22 protein-coding genes and 1 pseudogene are annotated in these 25,474 nt (G+C 71.5%); 6 read left to right on the top strand and 17 right to left on the bottom strand.

The window, feature by feature from the left end:
- Nucleotides 1–3 precede the first annotated feature (3 nt).
- From Q0444_RS13710 to Q0444_RS13685, 6 genes are all read right to left on the bottom strand, one after another.
- Entirely contained in the window at nucleotides 4–579 is a 576-nt protein-coding gene (locus tag Q0444_RS13710; protein ID WP_299023461.1) for a nuclear transport factor 2 family protein, read from the bottom strand.
- 5 nt (nucleotides 580–584) lie between these two features.
- Nucleotides 585–803: a ferredoxin gene (locus Q0444_RS13705; protein WP_291084752.1), complete on the bottom strand. Its 219-nt coding sequence runs from the start codon at nucleotides 801–803 to the stop codon at nucleotides 585–587.
- A 17-nt stretch (nucleotides 804–820) separates the two neighbouring features.
- Nucleotides 821–2,119, bottom strand: a complete 1,299-nt coding sequence (locus tag Q0444_RS13700; protein ID WP_291084749.1) for a cytochrome P450 — start codon at nucleotides 2,117–2,119, stop codon at nucleotides 821–823.
- A gap of 80 nt (nucleotides 2,120–2,199) precedes the next feature.
- The gene (locus Q0444_RS13695) at nucleotides 2,200–2,994 is read right to left on the bottom strand and encodes an SDR family oxidoreductase (RefSeq protein WP_299023460.1); all 795 of its coding nucleotides are present in this window, start codon (nucleotides 2,992–2,994) and stop codon (nucleotides 2,200–2,202) included.
- Nucleotides 2,991–4,205: a cytochrome P450 gene (locus tag Q0444_RS13690; RefSeq protein ID WP_291084693.1), complete on the bottom strand. Its 1,215-nt coding sequence runs from the start codon at nucleotides 4,203–4,205 to the stop codon at nucleotides 2,991–2,993. The genes Q0444_RS13695 and Q0444_RS13690 overlap by 4 nt, the downstream gene beginning before the upstream one ends.
- Before the next feature lie 8 nt (nucleotides 4,206–4,213).
- A complete protein-coding gene (locus Q0444_RS13685) occupies nucleotides 4,214–4,786 on the bottom strand; it encodes a TetR/AcrR family transcriptional regulator (protein ID WP_299023459.1) in 573 nt (190 codons plus the stop codon).
- An 87-nt stretch (nucleotides 4,787–4,873) separates the two neighbouring features.
- On the opposite strand from Q0444_RS13685, the gene Q0444_RS13680 reads away from it, so the two are divergent.
- The 5 genes from Q0444_RS13680 to Q0444_RS13660 are packed head-to-tail and all read left to right on the top strand — an operon-like array spanning nucleotide 4,874 to nucleotide 9,283.
- Nucleotides 4,874–6,343 carry an aldehyde dehydrogenase gene (locus Q0444_RS13680; protein ID WP_291084688.1) on the top strand — a complete coding sequence of 490 codons (1,470 nt, stop codon included), beginning with the start codon at nucleotides 4,874–4,876 and terminating at the stop codon, nucleotides 6,341–6,343.
- Between the two features lie 54 nt (nucleotides 6,344–6,397).
- A complete protein-coding gene (locus Q0444_RS13675) occupies nucleotides 6,398–7,150 on the top strand; it encodes an SDR family oxidoreductase (protein WP_299023458.1) in 753 nt (250 codons plus the stop codon).
- Complete coding sequence (locus Q0444_RS13670) at nucleotides 7,147–8,163, top strand: NAD(P)-dependent oxidoreductase (RefSeq protein ID WP_299023457.1); 1,017 nt, start codon at nucleotides 7,147–7,149, stop codon at nucleotides 8,161–8,163. The genes Q0444_RS13675 and Q0444_RS13670 overlap by 4 nt, the downstream gene beginning before the upstream one ends.
- Nucleotides 8,160–8,567, top strand: a complete 408-nt coding sequence (locus tag Q0444_RS13665; RefSeq protein ID WP_299023456.1) for a carboxymuconolactone decarboxylase family protein — start codon at nucleotides 8,160–8,162, stop codon at nucleotides 8,565–8,567. The genes Q0444_RS13670 and Q0444_RS13665 overlap by 4 nt, the downstream gene beginning before the upstream one ends.
- A gap of 56 nt (nucleotides 8,568–8,623) precedes the next feature.
- Nucleotides 8,624–9,283 (top strand): class I SAM-dependent methyltransferase, encoded by a 660-nt coding sequence (locus tag Q0444_RS13660; RefSeq protein ID WP_299023455.1) that lies wholly within the window; start codon nucleotides 8,624–8,626, stop codon nucleotides 9,281–9,283.
- A gap of 176 nt (nucleotides 9,284–9,459) precedes the next feature.
- On the opposite strand, the gene Q0444_RS13655 is transcribed toward Q0444_RS13660, so the two are convergent.
- Both Q0444_RS13655 and Q0444_RS13650 read right to left on the bottom strand, forming a co-directional pair.
- Complete coding sequence (locus Q0444_RS13655) at nucleotides 9,460–11,481, bottom strand: VWA domain-containing protein (protein WP_299023454.1); 2,022 nt, start codon at nucleotides 11,479–11,481, stop codon at nucleotides 9,460–9,462.
- Nucleotides 11,482–11,523: 42 nt separating this feature from the next.
- Entirely contained in the window at nucleotides 11,524–12,930 is a 1,407-nt protein-coding gene (locus Q0444_RS13650; protein ID WP_299023453.1) for a sigma 54-interacting transcriptional regulator, read from the bottom strand.
- Nucleotides 12,931–12,975: 45 nt separating this feature from the next.
- Between Q0444_RS13650 and Q0444_RS13645 the strand changes: the two genes are divergently transcribed.
- Nucleotides 12,976–13,392 carry a YccF domain-containing protein gene (locus Q0444_RS13645; RefSeq protein WP_291083401.1) on the top strand — a complete coding sequence of 139 codons (417 nt, stop codon included), beginning with the start codon at nucleotides 12,976–12,978 and terminating at the stop codon, nucleotides 13,390–13,392.
- Between the two features lie 67 nt (nucleotides 13,393–13,459).
- Here Q0444_RS13645 and Q0444_RS13640 read toward each other — a convergent pair whose 3' ends face one another.
- From Q0444_RS13640 to Q0444_RS13600, 9 genes and pseudogenes are all read right to left on the bottom strand, one after another.
- Complete coding sequence (locus tag Q0444_RS13640; RefSeq protein ID WP_291083398.1) at nucleotides 13,460–13,915, bottom strand: carboxymuconolactone decarboxylase family protein; 456 nt, start codon at nucleotides 13,913–13,915, stop codon at nucleotides 13,460–13,462.
- Nucleotides 13,916–13,947: 32 nt separating this feature from the next.
- Nucleotides 13,948–14,970 carry a pirin family protein gene (locus Q0444_RS13635; protein WP_291083395.1) on the bottom strand — a complete coding sequence of 341 codons (1,023 nt, stop codon included), beginning with the start codon at nucleotides 14,968–14,970 and terminating at the stop codon, nucleotides 13,948–13,950.
- A gap of 30 nt (nucleotides 14,971–15,000) precedes the next feature.
- The gene (locus tag Q0444_RS13630) at nucleotides 15,001–15,894 is read right to left on the bottom strand and encodes an SDR family NAD(P)-dependent oxidoreductase (RefSeq protein WP_291083392.1); all 894 of its coding nucleotides are present in this window, start codon (nucleotides 15,892–15,894) and stop codon (nucleotides 15,001–15,003) included.
- A 21-nt stretch (nucleotides 15,895–15,915) separates the two neighbouring features.
- Nucleotides 15,916–16,773 carry an LLM class F420-dependent oxidoreductase gene (locus Q0444_RS13625; RefSeq protein WP_291083389.1) on the bottom strand — a complete coding sequence of 286 codons (858 nt, stop codon included), beginning with the start codon at nucleotides 16,771–16,773 and terminating at the stop codon, nucleotides 15,916–15,918.
- 74 nt (nucleotides 16,774–16,847) lie between these two features.
- Nucleotides 16,848–17,939, bottom strand: a complete 1,092-nt coding sequence (locus tag Q0444_RS13620; RefSeq protein WP_291083410.1) for a prenyltransferase — start codon at nucleotides 17,937–17,939, stop codon at nucleotides 16,848–16,850.
- A gap of 45 nt (nucleotides 17,940–17,984) precedes the next feature.
- Nucleotides 17,985–18,704 carry a class I SAM-dependent methyltransferase gene (locus Q0444_RS13615; protein WP_291083386.1) on the bottom strand — a complete coding sequence of 240 codons (720 nt, stop codon included), beginning with the start codon at nucleotides 18,702–18,704 and terminating at the stop codon, nucleotides 17,985–17,987.
- Nucleotides 18,698–20,071, bottom strand: coding sequence for a glycosyltransferase family 4 protein (locus Q0444_RS13610; protein ID WP_291083383.1), 1,374 nt, complete (start codon nucleotides 20,069–20,071; stop codon nucleotides 18,698–18,700). The genes Q0444_RS13615 and Q0444_RS13610 overlap by 7 nt, the downstream gene beginning before the upstream one ends.
- A 201-nt stretch (nucleotides 20,072–20,272) precedes the next feature.
- Nucleotides 20,273–24,232: a DNA-directed RNA polymerase subunit beta' gene (locus Q0444_RS13605; RefSeq protein WP_299023452.1), complete on the bottom strand. Its 3,960-nt coding sequence runs from the start codon at nucleotides 24,230–24,232 to the stop codon at nucleotides 20,273–20,275.
- A 124-nt stretch (nucleotides 24,233–24,356) separates the two neighbouring features.
- A pseudogene (locus tag Q0444_RS13600) lies at nucleotides 24,357–25,474 on the bottom strand (DNA-directed RNA polymerase subunit beta); the annotation flags it as partial.

Raw genomic sequence — 25,474 nt, 5'->3', positions numbered from 1 at the left:
GGATCAGACCTCGTCCGGTCCGGAGACCGGCCAGAGCGGTGCCGGGCTGTCCTCGATCCGGTACCAGCCCGCCGGCTTGTCGCCGGCCGCCTCGAACCGCTTCTTCATGGAGTCGGTGAGCGCGTCGGCCTCGTACATCCGCATGAACAGGTCCACCACATTGCCGAAGTCGAAGAAGTCCCGGTGCCACGCCCACTGCCCGTTCCCGTTGTAGAGGAACCAGGAGCCGCCGAGCCCGTGCACCTCGTAGGGCGTGCCGGTCGCGGGGTCGACGGTGTCCCGGGCGATCTGCTTCCACAGGCACAGCACGTCGCCCGTCTCGGGGTCGATGATGGTCCGGATGTAGGGGTACTCCCAGCCGTCGAGCCCGGCCATCTCCTGGCCCAGCGCGACGTCACGGATCTCGTCACGGCCGACGGCCATGAAGTCGTCCTTGGTCCCGTAGTTCCAGCCGTACGTGGCGTCCTCGGCATAGAAATCGGCCAGCGGCGTCCAGTCCTTGTTGCGCTCGCACTCCGCGTTGGCCTCCACCCAGCGCTGCACGAACTCGGCGATCTCGGCACGGTCGTATCGGGTCACGTCACTCACTCCTGTGGGTTTGCATCGTCGTGGACCAGGCGGAGTGCCTGGGTCGGGCAGTACTTCACCGCGGCCCTGACGGCCTCGAGGTGGTCGTCCGGGATCGCGCCGCGCCGGGCGCGGACCTTGGCCTCGGGGCCCTTGCCCACGGTGAACCACTCGGGGGCCTCGGCCTGGCACTCGGCGTGCCCCTGGCAGAGATCGAAGTCCACCTCGACTCGTATCGGCGTCGGCTCGGCCATCAGCTCCGCCTCCGGCGGTAGCGGACCTTGCACGGCTGGGCCAGCTGGACGACCATCTTCGAGTGGTCGTTGTGGTAGCTCTCCGCGGGCTGCGCCAGCTCGAACTCGAACTCGCGGAGCAGGATCGAGAAGATGGCCTTGATCTGCAGCTGGGCGAACGCGGCACCCACGCAGCGGTGACGGCCGGCGCCGAAGGGGATCCACGTCCACCGGTTGACGATGTCCTCCTGGCGCGGCTCCGCGTAGCGGTCCGGGTCGAAGGCGTCGGCGTCGGGGAAGTCCTCGGGGAGCCTGTTGGACACGGCCGGCGACGCGGCGACGGTCTGGCCGGCGTGGACGACGTGGTCGCCGATCTTCACCTCCTCCTGGGCGACGCGCATGAGGATGATGAGCGGCGGGTGCAGCCGCAACGTCTCCTTGAGCGCGTTCTCCACCTTGGGCATCTGCCGCAGGGCACCGAAGCTGTACTCGGCGCCGTCCGCGTAGACCTCGTCGAGCTCGGCCACGACCTCGGCCAGGTAGTCCCGGTGCTTGAGCAGCTCGATGAGCATCCACGCGCTCGTGCCGGAGGTGGTGTGGTGGCCGGCGAACATCATCGAGATGAAGATGCCGGTGACCTCGTCCGGGGTGAAGCGGTGGGTGCCGTCCTCGTTCCGCACCGAGACCAGCACGTCGAGCAGGTCCCGGTCCTCCTTGTCCGCCGGCGGGTGGGCGATCCGCGCGTCCATGATCTCCGAGACCAGCTCGACCAGTCCGGCACGGGCGGCGTCGCGCTTCCGGAAGGCGGGGATGTCGGCGTAGGCGTCGATGTACGCGTGGGGGTCGGTGCCCTGTTCGAGGTCGTGGTACAGGTGCGCGAACCGGGCGTCGAGCTCCTCCCGGAACTTCGGGCCGATCAGGCACGCGGAGGAGGTGTAGATGGTGAGCTCGGAGAACCACTCGAGCAGGTCGATCTCGCCCTCGTCCCCCCACTCGGCCACCATGCGCCGGACCTCGCGCGGGATGGTGACGGCGTGCTGGCGCATGTGCTCGCCGCGCAGCGCCTGGTTGTGCAGCATCTCCGAGCGGCGCTCGGGGCTGGCGTCGAACACCACGCCCTCGCCGAACACCGGGGTCATGAAGGGGTAGGCGGCGGCCTGGTCGAGCGACTCGTCGGGGGCGCGGAAGAAGGCCTCGTTGGCGGCCGCGCCCGAGGCCAGGCAGATGTCACGGTCGGCGATCCGGAAGATCCCCAGGTCGCCGCACTCCTCGCGCACCCGCCAGAACAGGCCGATCGGGTCGGTGCGGAGCTCGTCCATGTGGCCGAGCTCGCCCTCGCCACCGGAGACCCTCTCGGGTTCTCTCAGTTCGGAGAGATCGGTGGGGATGTCGGTACCGGTCACGAGTAGTCCTCCTCGATGGGGGCCTCCGGCTGGATCTCCAGCTCGGTGATCTGGGCGCCGCGGGGCATCGACACCATGGCGGTGACCCCCCGGGCGAGGTCGGCGGGCTTGCACATCCGCGGGTGGCGGCCGAGTCCGTGCTTGACCCAGTCGTTGATGACGGCCTCGGCCGTCTCGGGATCGAATTCGGTCCCCATCTCGGTCATCACCGGTCCGGGGCGGACCACACCGAGCCGGATGCCCGTGCCCTCCAGCTCCTTGCGCGCCTGGTGGGCCATCCGCTCCAGTCCGGCCTTGGCGGCGACGTACGCGCCGGAGCGGGGGCGGGCGGTGTACGCGACGTCGGAGCCGATGAGCACCACGTCCCCCCGGCGACGCTCGACCATCCCGGGGATCACGGCGTGGAGCAGCCTCTGCACGGAGAGCAGGTGGATGTCGATCTGGGAGGCGAAGTCGTCCGGGTCCATCTCCCAGACCCGGGCCATGATCAGGGTGCCGGCGCTGGAGACCAGGACCTCGGGCGGCCCGTACGCCCGGCCCGCCGCGGCGACGAACTCGGTGACGGAGTCGGAGCTGGTCACGTCGACGGGGTGGGCGGTGGCCTCCCCCCCGGCGTCGCGGATCCGGCCGACCAGCTCGTCGAGGCGGTCCGCCCGGCGGGCTCCCACCACGACGGGGTGGCCGAGGGCGGCCAGCGCCTCCGCGGACGCCCGACCGATACCCGACGACGCACCGGTGACCAGCGCGGGCCTGTCGCCGACGTCCCGCTGCGCGGGGAACCTCAGGCTCATCCTCGGACCTCGACTCGCATCGGGAGGTGGGCGAACCCACGGACGTTGGAGGAGTGCACGCGCTCGGCGCCGGGGAGGAGCTCGTAGTCCGACACGGAGCGGGCGATCATGTCCAGGGCGACGCGGCCCTCCAGCCGGGCGAGGTGCGCGCCCAGGCAGAAGTGGGGACCCTGGCCGAAGCTCAGGCTCGCCGCGGTGTCGCGGGCCAGGTCGAAGGTGTCGCCGTCGGGGAACACCTCCTCGTCGCGGTTGGCCGACCCGATCAGGAGCAGGACCTTGTGGTCCGCGGGGATCGTCACGTCGCGGACGGTGACGTCCCGGGTCGTGGTCCGCAGCACCAGCTGACTGGAGGTGTCGAAGCGCAGGGTCTCCTCGACCCACGCGGGCACCAGGTCGGGGTCGTCGATCACCGCCCGGGACTGGTCCGTGTACTCGTGGCCCCAGTACAGGGCGTTGGCGAGGAGCTTGGTGGTGGTCTCGTTGCCGGCGACCACCATGAGGAACAGGAAGGACAGGATCTCGTCCTCGTCCAGGCGTTCCCCGTCGATCTCCGCGTCGAGCAGGGCGGAGGTGAGGTCGCCGGTGCGGGACCTGCGACGCTCGGCGACCATCCCCTGGTAGTAGGTGATGAGGTCGAGCGCGGCGACCATCGCGTCCTGCGGCACGTCCTGCACGCCCTCCTCGCGGTGCATGACGAGGTCGGCGAGCCTGCGCAGCTCCGCCCGGTCGGCCTCGGGGACGCCCATGAGGTCGGAGATGACGTCCATCGGGAGCTTGCCGGCGTAGTCGTCGACGAAGTCGAACGCCTCCCCGTCCCGGGACCTGGCCAGGCACTCGTCCCAGTGCTGCCGGGAGATCGCCTCGATCCCCTCCGTGAGCGCGTCCACGCGGCGGGCGGTGAACCCCTTGCTCACCAGCTTGCGCAGGCGGGCGTGGCGGGGATCGTCCATCGCGAGGAAGGACATGGTCTTGTACGCGTGCGGGCCGTACGCGGCCGGGTCGAGCGAGACGCCCATCGCGTTGGAGAACACGTCCGGGGCGCGGAACGCCTCCCGGACGTCCGCGTGCCGGCTCAGCGCCCAGAAGCCCAGGTCCGGGTTGTGGTACACCGGCGCCTCGGAGCGCAGGCGGGCGTAGAGGGGATACGGATCCTCGTGCACGGCGTAGTCGTACGGGCTGAACACGAGCGGGGCCTGGGTCGCGGTGGTCATGTCCGGGGTCACCTCAGTATCAGTCGTGCGGCGGATTCGATCGCGTCGGCCATGTCGGAGTACGAGCCGTAGCCCATGCCCGCCCTGACGAGCGCCCCGGCGTAGACCATCTCCAGGGCGCCGACCACCTCGTCGTCGTTCTCCTCCCCCAGCGCGTCCACCAGGCGGCGACGGATGTCGGCGCCGATCCGGACGCGCAGGTGGGAGACCTCCGGGTCGTCGCCCAACAGGGCGGCGGTGACCGCGGAGGACAGTTCGGGCTCGTCCGCCAGCAGGAGCGCGACGTCCCGCAGGACCGCGACCACCCTGTCGACGGTGGTGCCGCCCGCGGCGGGCTCGGTGACGTGGTCGTCCAGCCGGCGCCAGAACACCTCCGCGATGAGGTGCCCCTTGGAGGAGAAGTAGGTGTAGGCGGTCGCCGGCGCGACGCCCGCCCGCGGCGCCACGGCGCGGGCGGCCAGGCCGCCCCGCCCCCTCCCACCCAGGGCCCCCACGGCGGCGCCGGGCAGGCGGTCGACGGTCTCCGCCTGCTGGCCGTTGAGGCGCCGCCTGGTCGATTCGAACCGAACGTCACTGGACATGTGTCTGGACAGTACACCACCCGCCGGACTATCGTCTAGACAGTTGTCCACCCACCTCGACGTCCCCACCCCGACGGAAGGCTCCCCGTGACCGCGAGCACCACCGACACCGCACCGCTCCTCATCGGCGGCGAGCTGCGCCCCGCGTCCGGGGGCGCCACGTTCGACGTCCTCAACCCGGCCACCGAGGAGCTGATCGGCCGGGCCGCCGACGGTACGGCGGCCGACATGGACGCCGCGATCGCCGCGGCCCGCGAGGCGTTCGACACCACCTCCTGGTCCACCGACCACGCCTTCCGCGCCTCGTGCCTGCGGCAACTGCGCGACGCGCTCCAGTCTCACACCGAGGAGCTGCGCGCACTGACGATCGCCGAGGTCGGCGCGCCCCACATGTTCACCACCGGCCCGCAGCTCGAGGGTCCCGTGGCCGACCTCGGCTGGCTGGCCGATCTCGTGGACTCCTACCGGTGGGTCGAGGAGCTGGGCGAGTCCGAGGTGATGGGCGTGCGCTCCAACCGCTCGGCCCGGCGGGAGGCGATCGGGGTGGTCGGCGCCATCACGCCGTGGAACTTCCCCAACCAGATCAACCTCGCCAAGATCGGCCCCGCCCTGGCCGCGGGCTGCACCGTGGTCCTCAAGCCCGCGCCGGACACCCCGCTCATCGCCGCGGCCGTGGCCCGGATCGCCGCCGAGGAGACCGACATCCCCGCCGGCGTGCTCAACGTGGTGTCGTCGTCCGATCACGGCGTGGGCGCCCAGTTGACCAGCGACCCCCGCGTCGACCTGGTCTCGTTCACCGGCTCCACCGCGACCGGCAAGAAGATCATGGTGGCCGCCGCGGAGACGCTGAAGAAGGTCTTCCTCGAGCTCGGCGGGAAGTCCGCCGCCGTGGTGCTCGACGACGCCGACCTGAACGCCGCCTGCTTCATGACCGCCCTCAACGCGTGCACCCACGCCGGTCAGGGCTGCGCGCTCACCACGCGGCTGGTGGTGCCGCGCGAGCGGTACGACGAGGCCGTCCAGTCCGCCAAGGGCGCCATGGCCGCGTTCGCACCGGGCGACCCCACCGACCCCGGCACGCTCTGCGGGCCGCTGATCTCCGAGCTCCAGCGCGAGCGGGTCGAGGGCTACATCGCCCTGGCGGTGGAGGAGGGCGGCACCATCGAGATCGGCGGCGGCCGCCCCGCGGACAAGACCACGGGGTACTTCATCGAGCCCACCCTCATCTCCGGCCTGGACAACTCCTCGCGCGTCGCCCAGGAGGAGATCTTCGGGCCCGTCCTGGTGGTCATCCCCCACGACGGGGACGAGGACGCGGTCCGCATCGCCAACGATTCGCCCTACGGCCTCTCGGGCGCCGTCTGGGGCAGCGACCTCGAGCGCGTCGAGAAGGTGGTCTCCGGCATCCGCACCGGCACCCTCGGCGTGAACGGCGGGATCTGGTACGGCGCCGACGTGCCCTTCGGCGGCTACAAGCAGTCCGGCATCGGCCGGGAGATGGGCCGCCAGGGCTTCGAGGAGTACCTCGAGACCAAGGCCGTGGCCACCCCGGCCTGACCCGGCCCACCAGCACCATCCACCGCACCACCGAGAGAGAGCAGACACACAGACATGGGACGTTTTGAGGGCAAGACCGCGATCGTGACCGGCGCCGCCGGCGGCATCGGCGAGGAGTACGCCAAGGCGCTCGCCGCCGAGGGCGCCGAGGTCGTGGTGGCCGACGTGTCGGTCGAGCAGGGCGAGCGCGTCGCCGCCGAGATCGTCGCCGCCGGCGGCCACGCGTTCTTCCAGCACACCGACGTCTCCGACGAGTCGTCGGCCAACGCCTGCGCCGAGGCCGCGGTCGAGCGCTTCGGCCGGCTCGACATCCTGGTCAACAACGCAGCGATCTTCGGCGGCATGAAGCTGGACTTCCTCATCACGGTCCCGTGGGACTACTACGAGAAGTTCATGTCCGTGAACATGAACGGCCAGCTGCTCATGGTGCGGGCGTGCTGGGAGAAGATGGCCGCCGCCGGCGGGGGCGCGATCGTCAACCAGTCCTCGACCGCCGCGTGGCTGTACTCGGGCTTCTACGGTCTGGCCAAGGTCGGAGTCAACGGCCTCACCCAGCAGCTGGCCACCGAGCTGGGCGGCTCGAACATCCGCGTCAACGCCATCGCGCCGGGCCCCATCGACACCGAGGCCAACCGCACCACCACCCCACAGTCGATCGTGCGCGACATGGTCGACAAGCTGCCGCTCAAGCGCATGGGCCAGCCCGAGGACCTGGTCGGCATGCTGCTGTTCCTGCTGTCGGACGAGGCCAGCTGGATCACGGGCCAGATCTTCAACGTCGACGGCGGACAGATCATCCGCTCATGACCGGCGCCGAGAAGAACGAGAACAGCGCGGCCCCGATCGGCCCGGTCGCCCCGGACGGCTCGCGCGCCCCGGTCGGATTCATCGGCCTGGGCAACATGGGTGCGCCGATCGCCAGGCGCCTGTTGGCCTGGCCCGGGGGCCTGGTGGTGTGCGACGTCCGCGCCGAGGCCACCGAGCCGTTCGTCGCCGAGGGGGCGACGGCCGCGGCGACCGCCGCCGAGGTGGCGAGGTCCGCGCGCCTGGTGTCGGTGACGGTGCTCGACGACGCACAGGTCCGGGACGTGGTGACAGGGCCCGACGGGATCCTGCGCACCGCCGCGCCCGGAACCGTGATCGCGATCCACTCCACAATCTCCGACTCCACGGCCGTAGAGCTGGCCGGGGTGTGCGCGGCCGCGGGTGTGCACCTGGTGGACGCGCCGGTCTCGGGCGGCGCACCTGGCGCCGAAAAGGGCGAGCTCGCCGTGATGGTGGGCGGCCCGCGCGAGGTCTACGACGCCTGCAAGCCGGTCTTCGCCCTGTGGGCCGGGATGCCGGTGCACGCGGGCGAGGTGGGGTCGGGCACGCGGATGAAGCTGGCGCGCAACCTCCTGCACTTCATCTCCTTCACCGCCACCGCCGAGGCCTCGCGGCTGGCCGAGGCCGCGGGCATCGACATCGCCAAGCTGGGCCGCGTGGTCCGCCACACCGACGCCATCACCGGCGGCGCCGGGGCCGTGATGCTGCGCGAGACCACCGCGCCGATCGACCCCGGCGACTTCTGGCACGGCGTCTTCACCCACGTCCGCGGGCTGGGTGAGAAGGACCTGGCGCTCGCCCTGGACCTGGGCGACCGGCTGGGCGTGGACCTGCCGCTGGGCACGCTCGCGCTGCGGGACCTGGGCACCGGGTTCGGCGTGGGTCCGGGCGAGCTCGCCCTGGCCGCGGGCGGCCGCGCCGGCGCCGGGGGCTCCGGCGGCTCCGGTGGCTCCGGCCGCTCCGGTGGAAACGACGACGACGAGGGAGCACGATGAGCGACACCGCAGAGTCCGGCACGACACCCGAGCGGGAACGTGGCCTGGCCATGATGACCGAGGTCTACGGCTTCGAGATGTCCGACGGGCCGGGCGACTACTTTGCCGAGACCGCGGACCACCTGTTCGGTCGCGTGTGGTCTCGCCCCGGGCTGAGCCACCGCGACCGTCGGCTGCTGCTGCTGGGCGCGCTCACCGCCCAGGGCAACTCCGACATCGCCGACATCCAGGTGGGGGCGGCGCTGGGCAACGGCGAACTCACCCCGGAGGAGCTGGAGGAGATCGTGCTGTTCCTCTGCTACTACACGGGCTGGCCTAACGGCACCAAGCTGGGCAACGTGGTGGGTCCGCACGTGGCCCGCGCGCGCAAGGCCGCCCGGCGGGCAGAGGGGGGCGGGGTCTGAGTGCGACCGCCGAGGGCGGGGTCCCGGGGCCGCGAAGCGGGCGCTAGGTTTGTCCCATGACCGCACCCGAGATCGATCCGACGCTGCTCGACGTGGCGCTCGCCGCCCCCGGCTTCATGCCGCTGGACGAGGGCCGCACCCTCTACGAGATCGCCTGCGAGTACCTGGGCGACGGCGTGGGGGTCGAGATCGGCACCTACTGCGGCCGTTCCACGGTGTTCCTCGGCGCGGCCGCGCGCGTGACGGGCGGCAGCATCGTCACCGTCGACCACCACCGGGGCTCCGAGGAGCACCAGCCGGGGTGGGAATACCACGACACCACGCTGGTCGACCCGCACACCGGGCGCCTGGAGACGCTTGTCGCGTTCCGGCACACGATGTGGGACGCCGGCCTCGACGACGTGGTGACCGCGGCCGTCGGCACCTCGCGGCAGGTCGCGAGGGTGTGGGGCACGCCCGCCTCGTTCGTCTTCATCGACGGGGGGCACTCCTCGGAGGCCGCGCAGGCGGACTACGAGGGCTGGGCCCCGTGGGTGTCGATCGGCGGCGCCCTGCTCATCCACGACGTCTTCCCCGATCCCGCGGACGGCGGGCGGCCGCCGTACGAGATCTACTGCCGGGCGCTGGAGTCCGGGCAGTTCACCGAGGTGCGCGCCGTGGACTCGCTGCGCGTCCTGCGGCGCGACTCCGGCGTCGTCGGCGCCCCCCTGCCGTAGGTCCCGCCCCGCCCGCCCGCCCGCCCGCCCGCCCGCCCCGCCCGGCCCGCGCGCCCGCCCCGCCCGGCCCGCCCGGCCCGCGAAGTCCGCTACTCTCCGGCCGGATCCGCTACCCGCATCGAGGTAGCGGATCCGGCCGGAGAGTAGCGGATTTGGTCGTGTGCGGGCGGGCCGGGTCAGACCGCCCAGCGGCCGCCCGCGCTCCACGGATCGCCGGACTGCGGTCGGCCGCGGCGGGCGTGCAGGAACCTGCCGACCACGGCCGCGCCCAGGTCGTCGACGTCCGGGGCGACCACCGTGCCGCCCACCCGGCGGGCCAACGCGTCGAGGAAGCGCCCGAGCCCCGGGTCGTGGCCCAGCCGGAAGAAGGTCGTCTGCGTCCCGAACCCCGCCACGCGGTCGAGTTCGTCGACCGTCGCCCGGAGGGTCTCGGGCGCCGGCGGGTACCCGAACCACGGATCCCCGCTGCCCAGCAGGTGGGCGGTGGGCTCGCCGTCGGTCACCACCAGCAGCACGGGTTGCATCGACGGGTGCCGGCGGAAGAACCGGCCGGCCAGCAGCAACGCGTGGTGCAGGTTGGTGCCCATCTCGTAGCGGGGATCGAGCGAGAGCAGCTCCTCCATGGTCCTCGTCTGCGCGACGCGGCCGAACGAGATGAGCTGTAGGCGATCCTGCCGGAACCGCGTGCCCACCAGGTGGTGCAGGGCGAGGGCCGTGCGCTTCATCGGCACCCACCGCCCCTCCATCGCCATCGAGAAGGACGTGTCCACCAGCAGGGCCACCGCCGCCTGGGTGCGCGCCTCCGTCTCGCGCACCTCGATGTCGTCCGGGAGCAGCCGGATCCCGGAGCCCGGATCGCCCCCGTCGGCGGCGACCCGCGAGATCGCGTTGGAGATGGTCCGGGGGACGTCCCACGACTCGACGTCGCCGAACCGCCACTCGCGGCTGGACCCCGTCTGCTCGCCCGCCGCCCCCGACATCCGGGTGTCGCGGGACCCGGTGCGGCCCGAGAGCCGACGGGCGGCGTCGCGGAGCAGCGCCCCACCGAGCCGGCGCAGGGCCGCCGGGGACAGCCTGAGGTCCCCGTCCGGGCGCCTGCTGAGGTACCCGGACTCGCGCATGGACTCCTCGAGCCGCGCCAGCGTCCGGAGGGAGACCGCAGCGTCACCGCCGAGGTGACGGGCCACGGCGTCGAGGTCCAGCTCCGACAACGGCGACCCGGCGCTGCCCTGCGCGAGCTGCTCGGCCAGCGCGTCGAGGTGGCCGAGCTCGGCCATCGCGGCCGCGCCCTCGGACACGCCGAGCCCCTGATCACCCTCGAACTCGGCGGAGCCGTCCCAGTCCTCGCCGGGACGCAGCGTCTGCAGCAGACCGTCGAGGCGCCCGAGCTGCTCCATGAGCTCCGGGGAGCCGAACGCCTGCCGGGAGAGCGCCATGAGCTCCTCGCGCTGCTCCGGGGTCATCGACCGCATCATGCGCTGCGCGGCGGCCGCCCGCGCGGCCAGCGCGTCGATCAGCTCGTCGATGTTCTCCGGCCGCTCCGGGAACGCGTCCGCGTGTGCGTCCATGAAGCGCCGGAAATCCTCGGGGGTGTCCTCGCCTCGGGAGTGCTTGCCGAGCAGCTCGGTGAGGTCGGTGAGCATCTCGGACACGGCCGCGCGGTCGGCGTCGGTGGCGTTCTCCAGGGCCTGCTTCATCCCGGCGAACCGCGCGTCCAGGGCCTCGGCACCCAGCAGGTCCTGGATCCGGCGGTAGGCGTCCCGGGCCTCGGGGGACGCCCAGTCGTAGTCGGACAGCTCCCCGACGGCGGCGGCCGGGGAGGCGGGGAGGGTGTCGATGGTCATCTCCCGCAGGGTGCGGTCCATCGGATCCATCCGCGTGTCGCGGGCGAGCTGCCCCCGCTCGGCCGTCAGCGCCCTCTCCAGCAGCGCGGCCACCTCCTCCAGGGTGCCGCCCAGGTGGTGCCGTTCGAGAAGCTCGCGACGCCGCCGCTGCACCCTCCCGGCGAGCTCGTCGAGGCCGGCCTGCCCCCGTCCCCCGCGCCGCAGGAACTCCCGCATGGACTGCTCGGGCGAGTACCCGGCCATCACCCCCTCGGACACGGCGTCGAGCGCCTCGGACAGGTCGAGCGGGGGCGCGAGCGGGTCCGGTCCGCCGGTGAACCGCCCGTAGCGGGCCTCGCGTTCGTGTCGTGCCATCGCGCACCTCCTGATCCGGTGGGCCTCTCGGCCCCGGTCGTCTCAGCCGTAGACTGCCGCGCCGTCCCCGGTCTCCTTGGACAGCCGCCGCGAGAGGTACAACCCCTCCAGCGCGAGTTCGATCGCGCCCGCCCGCTCCCCCACCGTCGCGGCACCGAGACGGTCGGCGATCCGGTCGTACAGCCCGGGGTCGGCGAGCCCGGGCAGATCCCCGAGGAACTCCTCGGCGGTGACGCTCGCGCCGGTCGTCAGCGTCACCGAGCCGTCGAACGCCTCGACGAGCGGCGCCAGGTCCAGCCCGCGGAACAGGTCGCGCACGACGTCGACCGTGGCGCTGCGGAGCAGGTAGCGCAGGATCTCCGACTCGCGGCCCTCCTCGCCCGGCTCGAACTCGATCTTGCCGCGCAGGACGTCCACCGCGGCGTCGACGTCCACCAGCCGGGCGACCGCCTCCCCCGGGTCCCGCGTCCCCCGGACGGCGGCGCGCCGCCGGGCCGCGGCGGCGACGGTCTCCGCGCCCGCGATCGCGACTCGCGCGGACACCCCCGAGGCCTGGTTGACCGAATCCGAACCCCGCAGCGCGCGCGTGAACCGGGCGAGCAGCTCCATGAGCGCGTCCGGCACGGCGGCGGTGAGCTCGGCCTCCTGGCGGATCACCTCGATCTCGTCGGCCAGCTCCAGCGGGTAGTGGGTGCGGATCTCGGCTCCGAAGCGGTCCTTGAGGGGGGTGATGATCCGGCCGCGGTTGGTGTAGTCCTCCGGGTTGGCGGAGGCCACCACCAGGACGTCGAGCGGCAGCCGCAGCACGTAGCCGCGGATCTGCACGTCGCGCTCCTCCATGACGTTGAGCAGCGCCACCTGGATGCGCTCGGCCAGGTCGGGGAGCTCGTTGAGTGCCACGATCCCGCGGTTCGCGCGCGGCACGAGCCCGTAGTGGATGGTCTCCGGGTCGCCGAGTCGTCGCCCCTCGGCCACGCGCATCGGATCGACGTCGCCGATCATGTCCGCCACGGAGGTGTCCGGGGTGGAGAGCTTCTCCACGTAGCGCTCGGAGCGGTGCCGCCACTCGATCGGCAGCGCGTCCCCCTCGCGGGCGATCCTCTCCCGCGTGGCCTCGGTGATCGGGGCGAGCGGGTCCTCCCCCAGCTCCGAGCCCGCGACGACCGGTGACCACTCGTCGAGCAGCCCCACCAGCGTGCGCAGCAACCGGGTCTTGCCCTGGCCGCGCTCGCCCAGCAGCACGATGTCGTGGCCCGCGATGATCGCCCGCTCCAGCTGCGGGATGACGGTCGTCTCGAAGCCGTGCATCCCGGGCCACGGGTCCCGGCCGGCGGCCAGGTGCGCGAGGAGGTTCTCGCGCATCTCCTCGCGCAGGGTTCGGCTGGCGTATCCGGCGGCGCGGAGCCGCCCGAGGGTCTGGACGTCCGCGGTGTCGCTCACCCCGCCCACGGTAACCCTGCGGCGCCGCCCGTGCCGGGGTCATAGGATGGCCGGATGCGTAGCGTCCTCACCCTGGTCCTCAACATCGTCTGGCTGGTGACCGCCGGAGTCTGGCTGTTCCTCGGCTATGTGGCCGCCGGAATCCTGGCGTTCATCTTCATCATCACCATCCCGTTCGGCGTCGCGAGCTTCCGGATCGGCGCATACGTGCTGTGGCCGTTCGGTCGGGAGGTGGTCGACACCGGCCGCTCGGGCGGGGCGAGCACCGCCGCCAACGTCATCTGGTTCCTCGTGGCCGGTCTGTGGCTGGCCCTGGGGCACGTGGCCACCGCGCTCGCCCAGGCCGTGACGATCATCGGGCTCCCGCTGGCGTGGGCGAACCTCAAGCTCATCCCCGTGACGTGCTTCCCCTTCGGCAAGGAGATCGTCCGCTCCGACCGCGCCACGATGGTGCCGGTCGCCAGGCACTGACCGCGCGGACCGGCCGCCGGTGCGCGGTTCGACCGGGCGGCTCGATCGGGCGGCTCGATCGCGCGGCTCAGTCGCCCGTCCGGGGCTGGTGGTGGCTGGCGATGGACACGCGGTTGAACGCGTTGATGAGCACGATCGTCCACTCCAGCGCGGACAACTGCTCGGTGTCGAAGTGCTCCGCGGCGGCCTCGGTGGCGGCGGTCCGTTCGGTGACGTCGTCCAGGCGGGTGAGTGTCTCGGCCAGCCGCAGCGCGGCCCGCTCGGGGCCACCGAGGGCGTCGAGGTCCCGCCAGGCGGGGAGAAGGTCCAGGAGTTCCCGGGAGACCCCCGCCTTGCGCGCCGCCGGGACGTGCGTGGCCAGGCAGGCGGCGCACCCGTTGAGCTGCGAGACCCGCACGTTGACCAGCTCGAGCAACGAGTGGTCCAGCCCGGCCTCGACGGACGCCTCGCGCGAGGCGACCGCCGTGCGTACGAGCTGCCTGTAGACCTCCCGCTGGGCGCGGTCCAGCTGCGGCACGCCCACGTCAGGCGGTCCCGCCGCGCGACCACGCGCGGTCAGCCACGGGCTCGCGGGTCCGGGTTGACCCGTGGTTTGAGGGTGGTGCCGGGCAGCCGCGGCGCGGGCAGCCGGGTCAGCCCGTGCGGGTCGTGGCCGATGTAGCCGTCGACCCGGCCGAACCTCTCCGAGCCGGACTCCCACTCCTGCCGGTAGCGCGCGATCTCGTCGTGGCTGCGGCCGATGAAGTTCCACCACATGACGATCTCCTCCCGCAGCGGCGTCCCGCCGAGGAGGATCATCCTGGCCGGGGTGGACCCCGCGTTCCGGAGGGTGAGGGTGGCCTCCCCTACGCCCGTATAGGCCAGCTGGGCGTGCTCGACGGTGACGCCCTCGAGCGTGACGTCGCCGGCGTCCACCAGCACCCCGTGTTCGAACTCCGGGTCCACCTCGAGCCGGACCGCCGCGCCGGGGTCGAGCCGGAGCTCCGCGCCGAGCAGGGGGGTGAACGTCGGGATCGACGACGACGAGCCCAGCAGCGACCCGATGAAGACCAGCGCCGAGCCACCCTCGAAGGTCACCGGCTCGGGCGCATGATGGTCGAACCTGCGCCCGCTGGTCTCGCGGTCCGACTCGGGCAGCACGATCCAGAGCTGCACTCCGTGCAGCACGGTGGTGTCCTGGGTCGACACCTCGGTGTGGCAGATCCCGGCGCCGGAGGTCATGAGGTTGACCTCCCCCGGGCGCACCACCGCGTGGTTGTCCCCGGAGTCGTGGTGGGTCACGGCGCCCTCGAACAGCCAGCTGACGGTCTGGAGCCCGGTGTGCGGGTGGGACGGCACGTCCATGCCGCCGGTGGCCGAGACGTCGTCGGGTCCGTAGTGGTCGACGAAGCACCAGGCCCCGATGAGCGAGCGCTGCCGCTGCGGCAGCGTCCGCCTGACGGTCATGGCCCGCGGCCCGCCGAGCGGGACGTCCCGGGAGGTGATGATCTCCACGGCCGCTCCGCCGTGCGCGGGCCCGCCGGGTGCCCCGCCAGCCCCGCACCCGATCTCCGCCGGACGGGTCTCCAGGTTGCTCATCCGATCCCCCCGCTCACCCGGTGGCCGCGCTCATTCGGCGACCTCGCTCATCTCGGCCCGGGCCTCGGCGGCCTCGCGGCGCAGCTCGAGCTTCTTGGCGTTGATCCTGCCCCCGAGGGCCAGGGTGAGCGCCTTGTCCACCACCGTGACGGGGAGGTGATCCAGGAGACGGCGGCCCAGATCCCACCGCACGGCGTAGCGGTGGCGGGGCCGGGGGGTCGTGCCGGCGGTCCACACGGCCTGCGCGAGGACCGCCGGGTCGGTGGCCTTGTCGTCCTCCCCCGCCGCCATCTCCCCCATCACCGCGGCCATGGCCGCGAAGGGCGAGCCCGGGAGCGTGGACTCCTGGAACCGGCGGCGGATCGAGGCGGTCATCCCGGTGCGGAACGGGCCCGGCTGGATGATCACCACGTCCAGGCCGAGGAACATGAGCTCGCGCCGCAGTGCGTCGCCGTACGCCTCGATCGCGTGCTTGCTCATGGCGTAAGCGCCGTTCATGGGCATCCCGTGCTGGGGGCCCGTCTCGGAACTGATGAGCACCACCCGCCCGCCACTGGCGCGGAGCAGGTCGAACAGCGCGTGCACCGTGCGGACGGTGCCCATGACGTTGACGTCCAGCACGTGCTGCACGCGGTCGGGGTCGGTCTCGCCCAGCGGACCGATGCCCAGGACCCCGGCGAACGTGATCACGGCGTCGAGTCGGCCGAACTCCTCGCGCACGCGGTCCGCCACCTCCTCGAGCGAGACGGAGTCGGTGACGTCCGCGGCGAGCGGGGTGATCCCGGCCCCGCCGGGGGGTGCCGTGAGGTCCACGGCCACGACGCGCCACCCGTGGCTCGCGTAGAGCGTCGCGGTCGCGGCCCCGAGACCGCCTCCGGCCCCCGTGATGACGACGACGGGATCGGTGGTTGCGGTGGTATCCATACCCAGACCGTACCGCCGGGGTCAGACGCCCGCCGTCAGACCCAGCTTGCCGGCCAGACGATCGATGTACGCCAGCACCTCGTCCTCGGCCCGGTCCGGGGTGCCGTAGACCAGCTCGTGGACCCCGAGCTCGCGGTACGCCTCGATCGTCTCGGGCATCGGCTTGCCGTCGAGCACGACGATGTACGGCTCTCCCTCGCGGCCCGCCTCGGCCCAGAGCTCGCGCAGCAGCCGGACGCTCCCGGCGATGTCCCGGGAGATCGGGGTGGTCATCCAGCCGTCGGCGCTGCGGCAGATCCACTTGAAGTTCTTCTCGTTCCCGGCCGCGCCCACGAGGGTGCGCGGGCCGGGCCGCTGGACGGTCTTGGGCCAGGCCCAGCTGGGGCCGAAGTCCACGAACCGGCCGTGGTACTCGGCCTCGTCGTGGGTCCACAGCTCCCGCATCGCCTCGAGGTACTCGCGGAGCATGGTGCGGCGCAGCGCCGGCGGCACGTCGTGGTCTGCCATCTCGTCGAGGTTCCAGCCGTAGCCCACCCCGAGCACGGTGCGGCCGTCCGAGAGGTGGTCCACCGAGGCGATGGTCTTGGCGAGGGTGATCGGGTCGCTCTCGACCGGGATCGCGACGGCGGTGCCGAGGCGGATTGTCGACGTCACCGCGGAGGCGGCCGCGAGGGCGACCCACGGGTCCAGGGTGCGGCTGTACCGCTCATCGGGCAGCTCCGCACCCCCGGTGCCCGGGTGTGCGGCCTCGCGACGCACCGGGATGTGGGTGTGCTCGGGCACGTAGAACGCGGAGAAGCCCGCCTTCTCGGCGGCCACGGCGGCGGTGGTCGGCCGGATCCCACGGTCGCTGGTGAACAGGGTGAGTCCGAATTCCATGTGTCTCCTCGTGCGCGTCCGCCCCGCCTGCCGACACCTGACCAGACAGGTGTCCAGCGACGGCTGCCGACAGACTAGCGCACCACCGCGACGGGCGGGCAGACCTCACCCGGACCGCACACGGCGGGATCACCCGGCCCCGACTGCAGCCGCTGCATGGTGTGGTCCGAGACGTAGCGGAAGATCTCGTTGCCGGGCGTGGTGCGCGAGAGCGCGTCCGCCGCCAGCAGCATGACCGCCCCCGTCCAGGTGCTCAGCTCGACGGGCCACCGCTTGCCGTCGGCAAAGACGAGGCCGGTCCAGTACGAGCCGTCGGTGTCCCGCAGGTGCTGCATGTTGGTGAACTGCTCGAGCGCCTGCTCGTGGCGCCCCGCCGCCTCCAGCGCGATCACCAGCTCGCACGTCTCGGCGCCGGTCACCCACGGCCGGTGGTCCACGCAGCGGATGCCCAGGCCGTCCACCACGAAGCGGTCCCACGCCGAGTCGAGCCGGGCCTGCGCCTGCTCCCCCACCATGACGCCGCCGAGCACCGGGTAGTACCAGTCCATGGAGAACTCGTCCTTGGGCGTGAACAGCTCGGGATGCGCGCGCAGCGCGTGGCCCAGCCGGTGGGCCGCCGCGTCCCAGTCGGGCGCGGTCTCGCCCAGTTCCTCCGCGATCGCCACGCCGCAGCGCAGGGCGTGGTGGATGCTCGAGGAGCCCGTGACGAGCGCCTCGTCGGTGAACCCGCCCTCCCCCGAGCCCCACCACATCTGGCCCTGCGGGCCCTGGAAGGTGAGGACCAGGTCGAGCGCCCGGCGCACGGTGGGCCACATCGATTCCAGGAACCCCGGCCGCGCGGTGACGAGGTGGTGGTGCCACACGCCGACGGCGACGTACGCGCAGAAGTTCGAGTCGGTGTCGGAGTCCACCACCTCCCCGTCCTGCCACCTCACCGGCCAGGATCCGTCCGCGCGCTGGGTGTCCCGGAGGAACCCGTAGGCCTTCTCGGCGGCCTCCCACTGGCCGGCCACCGACAGCCCCATGGCCGACTCCGTGTGGTCCCACGGATCGGTGTGTCCGCCGGTGAACCACGGGATCTCGCCGCTGGGGCGCTGCACGGACGCGATCCACTCGCCGGTCGCCCGCGCCGCGTCGGCGTCGAGGACCCCGGGCACGCCGGGGATCGGACGGGCGGGCCCGGTCCCGTTGCTCTGGGTGCGCACCACCGATCAGGCCTCCGCGGGCTTGCGCAGGTAGAAGACGATCGACTTGCCCATCACCGGGTTGAGGACCTTTTCCGCCGTGCGCGTGATCCAGGGGCCCTTCATGAGGTCCCACACCAGGAGCTTGTGGTACGCCTTGGGCAGCGGGTGGTCGTCGTTCTCCGTCCCCACCGCGCACTTGAGCCACCAGTACGGGGCGTGCAGGGCGTGCGCGTAGCCCGTCCCGGTGACCTCGAGCCCCGCGGCGCGGAGCTTGAAGCCCAGCTCCTCGGCGGTGTAGATGCGGCAGTGGCCACCCGGGTTCGAGTGGTAGGCGTCCGAGAGCTTCCAACAGAGCTTCTCGGGCCATTCGCGCGGCACGGTCACGGCGGCGACCCCGCCGGGCTTGAGGATGCGGACCAGCTCCGCGATCGCCTTGGTGTCCTCGGGGACGTGCTCGAGCACCTCCGAGATCAGCACCAGGTCGAACGTGGCGTCCTCGTACGGCATGTTCAGCGCGTCGCCGGTGACGGCCTCGCCCCTGGACTCCGGCAGGCCCTCGCCCTCGGCCTCCATCGCCGCGAGCATCTCCGACACCTGGCGCATCTCGTCGGCGTTCTGGTCGAACGCGGTGACGTCGGCGCCACGGCGGAAGAGCTCGAAGGTGTGGCGGCCGAGGCCGGCCCCCACATCGATGGCTCGCATGCCGGGGGTGACCCCCAGACGGGAAAAATCAGCGGTCAGCATGCGGCGTCCTCCTGCTCACGTATGTCGCGCTCACCGGAGGCCGGGAGCACCTCGGGCACATCGTCGGTGATGTGCTCGTCTATCTCTGCCTGATCCGGTCCGATGACCGGCCCGGCGGTGAGGTCCGGCAGCGCCTCGCCGCGGACCCTGGCGATGGCCGTCTCGTAGACCTCGACGGTCCTCCTGGCGACGGCCGCCCAGCTGTAGCGCTCCATCACCCGCGCGCGACCGCCCGCCGACAACCGCCGGCGCTCGTCCGGGTCCGCCAGGAGCGCGCCGATCTCGCGGGCGAGCTCGTCGACGTTCCCGGGCTCGACCAACCGGGCGGCGGAGTCGTCGGTGCCCACGACCTCCGGCAGGGCCCCGGCCCGGGTCGCGACCAGCGCGCAGCCGCTGGACATCGCCTCGACGGCCGGGAGCGAGAAGCCCTCGTACATGCTCGGCACCACCGAGATCTCGGCCCTGCCGACGAGATCGGCCAGCTCGTCGTCGTCGACCCCCGACACCAGGTCCACCGCGTCGCGCAACCCCAGCGAGTCGAGCAGCCTGGCCGCCTCGCCCTTGGGCTTGAGCTTGGAGATCAGCGTCAACCGCACGTCCGGGTGCTCCTCGCGGACCTTCGCCAGCGCGCGCAGCAGCACCGGCACACCCTTGAGCGGCTGGTCGGCGCTGGCCACGCACACCAGGCGGCCGGGCTCACGCCGGCGCCGGTCGTGGAAGCGGTCGGTGTCCACCCCCAGCGGGATGGTGACGATCCGGTCCGGGTCCACGCCGAAGTCGGTGGCGATGTCCTCCGCCGAGTTGCTCGAGACGGTGATGATCTCCTCGAGCTTGCGGGAGACCCGCATCTGCATGCCGAGGAAGCCGAACCAGCGCCAGGTGGTGATCTTCTTCCGGAGCGGGGCCTCCTTCATCGCCAGGCCGCGGTCCCGGGTGATGGGGTGGTGCACGGTGGCCACCACCGGGAACCCGGCCTTCTCGAGGTCGAGCAGGCCGGTGCCGAGGCACTGGTTGTCGTGGACCACGTCGAAGTCCGCGAGGCGGGACCGCAGGGTCCGGGCCGCCCGCAGGCTGAAGGTCCGGGGCTCCGGGAAGCCGGCCGTCCACATGGTGACCACCTCGAGCACGTCGATCCAGTCGCGGATCTCCCTGGGGTGCGGGGTGCGGAACGGGTCGGCGTCGTTGTAGAGGTCCAGGCTCGGGACCTCGGTGAGCGTCGGGCCGGGATCGAGCTCGGGGTACGGCTGACCGGAGAACACCTCGACGGTGTGCCCGAGCGCGGCCAGCTCACGGCTCAGGTGCCGGACGTAGACGCCCTGTCCACCGCCGTGGGGCTTGCTCCTGTACGAGAGCAGTGCGATTCGCACGGGTCGAGCCTCCTTCCGGTCATCGGGCCCCGGTCGCGACGCGGTGCACGCGGCGGGTCGGGGCACATCGAGCAAGTCTAGAACACGTTCGGGTCCAGCGATAATGCGGCCGAACGAACGACCGGACCCCCGGGCGCACGAGGCGCCCGGGGGTCCGGTGACAGCCGCGAGGGCTGTCGGCAACCGATCCGTCGAGCCGGATCAGTAGCCCAGGTCGTCCAGTCGCACCGACGCGCCGGTGGCGTCGCCGAAGCCGTCCTCGGGACCGTAGAAGCCGTCGCCGTAGTCCGGGATGGAGTACGCGGCCGCGCGGGCCTCCTCGGTGGGCTCGACCGTCGAGTTCCGGTACCGGTTGATGCCGGTGCCCGCCGGGATGAGCTTGCCGATGATGACGTTCTCCTTGAGGCCCACGAGCTTGTCCGACCGCTTGTTGATGGCGGCGTCGGTGAGCACGCGGGTGGTCTCCTGGAACGAGGCCGCCGAGAGCCACGAGTCCGTGGCGAGCGAGGCCTTGGTGATGCCCATGAGGACCGGTCGCGCCGAGGCCGGCGAACCGCCCTCGGCCAGCACGCGGCGGTTCTCCGCCGTGAGCTCCGCACGCTCGACCAGGGCACCGGGCAGGAACTCGGTGCTGTTCGAGTCGTTGATCGCGACGCGGCGCATCATCTGCCGGACGATCACCTCGAGGTGCTTGTCGTGGATCGACACGCCCTGCGCCCGGTAGACCTTCTGCACCTCGTCGACGAGGTGCTTCTGGACGCCGTTCGGGCCGAGGATCGCCAACACCTCGTGCGGGTCCGCCGGACCCTCGAGGAGAGCCTGACCCCGCTCCAGGTGGTCACCGTCGACGATCGGACGGGACGAGCCGTCCTCCAGGATGACGTGCGCGAGCCCCTGACGCTTGGACAGCTTCTCGTACACGATCTCGTCCGCGCCGTTGTCCGGCACGATCGTGATGGTGTAGAAGCGCTCCTCCTCCTCGAGGCGGATCCGGCCCGCCTCCTCGGCGATCGGAGCCTTGCCCTTGGGCACGCGGGCCTCGAAGAGCTCCTGCACTCGCGGCAGACCACCGGTGATGTCGTCGCCGACGCCACCCTGGTGGAAGGTGCGCATCGTGAGCTGGGTACCCGGCTCGCCGATGGACTGGGCGGCGACGATGCCGACGGCCTCGCCGATGTCGACCAGCAGACCGGTCGCCATGGACCGGCCGTAGCAGGTCGCGCAGACGCCGGTGCCCGTGGTGCAGGTGAGCACCGACCGGACCTTGACCTTCTCGATGCCGGCGGCGATGAGCGCCTCGATGTTCGGGTCGCCGAGGTCGGTGCCCGCGGCCACCACGACGGTGCCGGCCGCGTCGACGGCGTCCTCCGCCAGGGTCCGGGCGAAGGTCGAGGTCTCGACGTGCTCGTCCCGCTCCAACGCGCCGGTCTCGACGCCGTGGACGTCCACCTCGGGCCGCGCGATGACCGTCTCGACGCCCTTGCTGGTGCCACAGTCGGTCTCGCGGACGATGACGTCCTGCGAGACGTCGACCAGACGCCGCGTGAGGTAGCCCGAGTCCGCCGTGCGGAGCGCCGTGTCGGCCAGGCCCTTACGCGCACCGTGCGTGTTCATGAAGTACTCGAGCACCGTCAGACCCTCGCGGAACGAGGACTTGATGGGCTGCGGGATGAACTCGCCGTTCGGACGCGTCACCAGACCCTTCATGCCCGCGAGCGCGCGGATCTGGGTCATGTTGCCCGCCGCGCCCGACTTGACGATCGTCGGGATCGGGTTGGAGTCCGGGTAGTTCGCCTCCATGGCCTGGCCGATCTCGTCGGTGGCCTCCTGCCAGAGCTTGATCAGGTCGCTCTTGCGCTCCTCGGGGGTGATCTTGCCCAGGCCGAACTGCGACTCGAGACGGGCGGCCTTCGCGTCGTAACGCGCGAGGATCTCCTTCTTGGCCGGCGGGACCAGCACGTCGGACATGGCGATGGTGACACCCGAGCGGGTGGCCCAGTAGAAGCCGGTGTCCTTGAGCTTGTCCACGGTCTGCGCCACGACGATCATCGGGTAGCGCTCGGCCAGGTCGTTGATGATGACGGCCTGACGCTTCTTGGGCATCTGCTCGTTGACGAACGGGTAGTCCGCCGGGAGCAGCTCGTTGAAGAGCACGCGGCCCAGCGTGGTCTCGGCGATCCACTCCTGCCCGCGGGTCCAGCCCTCGGGGAAGTGCTCCGCCTCGACCTCGGCGGAGGGACGCTGCTGCGTCATCCGCACCCGGATCGGCGAGTGGATGTCGAGCACACCCAGATCGACGGCCATCTGCGCCTCGGCCGGGGTCGAGTACTCACCGGTGGCCGGGGCGTCCTCGGCCGCCGGGACGTGGGCGCCCGGGCCGTCCTCGTCGAGACGGGTCAGGTAGTACAGGCCCGTCACCATGTCCAGTCGCGGCATGGCGAGCGGTCGACCCGACGCCGGCGAGAGGATGTTGTTGGAGGCCAGCATGAGGATGCGGGCCTCGGCCTGCGCCTCCGCGGACAGCGGCAGGTGCACGGCCATCTGGTCGCCGTCGAAGTCGGCGTTGAAGGCCTCACACACCAGCGGGTGCAGCTGGATGGCCTTGCCCTCCACCAGCTGCGGCTCGAACGCCTGGATCCCCAAGCGGTGCAGGGTGGGCGCCCGGTTGAGCATCACCGGATGCTCGGCGATGACCTCTTCGAGCACGTCCCACACCTGGTCGCGCTGACGCTCGACCATCCGCTTGGCGGACTTGATGTTCTGAGCGTGGTTGAGATCCACCAGGCGCTTCATGACGAACGGCTTGAACAGCTCGAGGGCCATGAGCTTGGGCAGACCGCACTGGTGCAGCTGGAGCTGCGGACCCACGACGATCACCGAACGACCCGAGTAGTCGACGCGCTTGCCGAGCAGGTTCTGACGGAACCGACCCTGCTTGCCCTTGAGGAGGTCGGACAGCGACTTGAGCGGGCGGTTGCCGGGGCCCGTGACGGGCCGGCCACGACGGCCGTTGTCGAACAGGGCGTCGACGGACTCCTGCAGCATCCGCTTCTCGTTGTTGACGATGATCTCGGGCGCGCCGAGGTCCATCAGTCGCTTGAGGCGGTTGTTGCGGTTGATCACGCGGCGGTAGAGGTCGTTGAGGTCCGAGGTGGCGAACCGGCCACCGTCGAGCTGGACCATCGGACGCAGTTCCGGCGGGATCACGGGGACGGCACCGAGCACCATCGCGGCCGGGTGGTTGCCCGACTGCAGGAACGCGGAGACCACCTTGAGCCGCTTGAGGGCGCGGATCTTCTTCTGACCCTTGCCGTTGCGGATCACGTCCCGGAGGATCTCGGCCTCGGCGGAGAGGTCGAAGTTCTCGAGCAGCGTCTGGATCGCCTCGGCGCCCATCCCGCCCTCGAAGTACTCACCGAAGCGGTCGTCGAGCTCGCGGTAGATGCCCTCGTCGACGATGATCTGGTTGACCTCGAGCTTGGTGAAGGTGGTCCAGATCTCGTCGAGGCGGTCCAGCTCACGCTGGGCCGTCTCGCGGATCTTCTTCATCTCCTTCTCGCCGCCGTCCTTGACCTTGCGGCGCTGGTCGGCCTTGGCACCCTCGGCCTCGAGCTCGGCCAGGTCGGCCTCGAGCTTGCGGGCGCGTGCCTCGATGTCCGAGTCCCGCTCGTCCTCGACGATCTTGCGCTCCTCGAGCACCTGGGCCTCGAGGGTGCTGAGCTCGTTGTGGCGCAGCTCCTTGTCGACCCCGGTGATCACGTAGGCCGCGAAGTAGATGATCTTGTCGAGATCCTTGGGCGCGAGGTCCAGCAGGTAGCCCAGGCGCGACGGGACGCCCTTGAAGTACCAGATGTGGGTCACGGGCGCGGCCAGCTCGATGTGGCCCATCCGCTCGCGGCGCACCTTGGCGCGGGTCACCTCGACGCCGCAGCGCTCACAGATGATGCCCTTGAAGCGCACGCGCTTGTACTTGCCGCAGTAGCACTCCCAGTCCCGGGTGGGGCCGAAGATCTTCTCGCAGAACAGGCCCTCCTTCTCCGGCTTGAGGGTGCGGTAGTTGATGGTCTCCGGCTTCTTGACCTCGCCGTAGGACCAGTTTCGGATGTCCTCGGCGGTCGCGAGGCTGATGACCAGCTCGTCGAAGTAGTTGACGTCCTGCACGTAGGCGTCCTTTCCCGTATGGGATGGTGGCGGGCCCCTCGCGGGGTGGGGCCGGTGTGGGGCCCGCCGTGGTGGAACTAAAAATTTTCTGGTGCGGGGCGCCGGTGGTGCGCGCCCCCGGCGCCTACTGCGCCAGTTCGTCGGCCGCCGACGACTCGTCGCGCGAGAGGTTGATCCCCAGGTTCGCGGCGGTGCGGTCGAGGTCGTCGTCCTCGGCACCCTCGCCGAGGGAGACGGCCTGCCCGTCGCTGGACAGCACCTCGACGTTGAGGCACAGAGACTGCAGCTCCTTGAGGAGCACCTTGAAGGACTCGGGAATGCCCGGCTCCGGGATGTTCTCGCCCTTGACGATCGCCTCGTAGACCTTCACGCGGCCCACGACGTCGTCGGACTTGATCGTCAGCAGCTCCTGCAGCGTGTACGCCGCGCCGTAGGCCTGCATCGCCCAGCACTCCATCTCACCGAAGCGCTGGCCGCCGAACTGGGCCTTACCGCCGAGCGGCTGCTGGGTGATCATCGAGTACGGACCGGTGGACCGGGCGTGGATCTTGTCGTCCACGAGGTGGTGCAGCTTGAGGATGTACATGTAGCCCACGGACACCGGGTACGGGAACGGCTCGCCGGAGCGGCCGTCCATCAGGGTGGCCTTGCCGTCGGCCTTGACCATCCGCTCACCGTCACGGTTCGGGAGGGTGCAGCCCAGCAGGCCGGTGATCTCCGTGTCCGCCGCACCGTCGAAGACGGGGGTGGCCGTGTTGGTGCCGGCCTCGACGTGGTGGATCTCCTCCGGCAGCTTGGTGGCCCACTCGGGCAGGGAGCCTTCCGTGTCGCGCGGCACCTCCCAGCCCGCCTTGGCCAGCCAGCCGAGGTGGGTCTCCATGATCTGACCGATGTTCATACGACGCGGGACGCCGTGCGTGTTGAGGATGATGTCCACGGGCGTGCCGTCGGGCAGGAAGGGCATGTCCTCGGCGGGGAGGATCTTGCCGATCACGCCCTTGTTGCCGTGGCGACCGGCGAGCTTGTCGCCGTCCTGGATCTTGCGCTTCTGCGCGACGTACACGCGGACCAGCTCGTTGACCCCGGGGGGCAGGTCGTCGTCGTCCTCGCGCGAGAACACGCGGACGCCGATCACCTTCCCGGACTCACCGTGCGGCACCTTGAGCGAGGTGTCGCGCACCTCGCGCGCCTTCTCGCCGAAGATGGCGCGCAGCAGGCGCTCCTCCGGGGTCAGCTCGGTCT

Origin of the sequence: uncultured Dietzia sp. (assembly GCF_937873725.1) — a bacterium.
Classification (GTDB): Bacteria; Actinomycetota; Actinomycetes; order Mycobacteriales; family Mycobacteriaceae; genus Dietzia.
The sequence above is the reverse complement of the archived record's forward strand: the minus strand, read 5'-3'. Positions and strand labels throughout refer to the sequence as shown.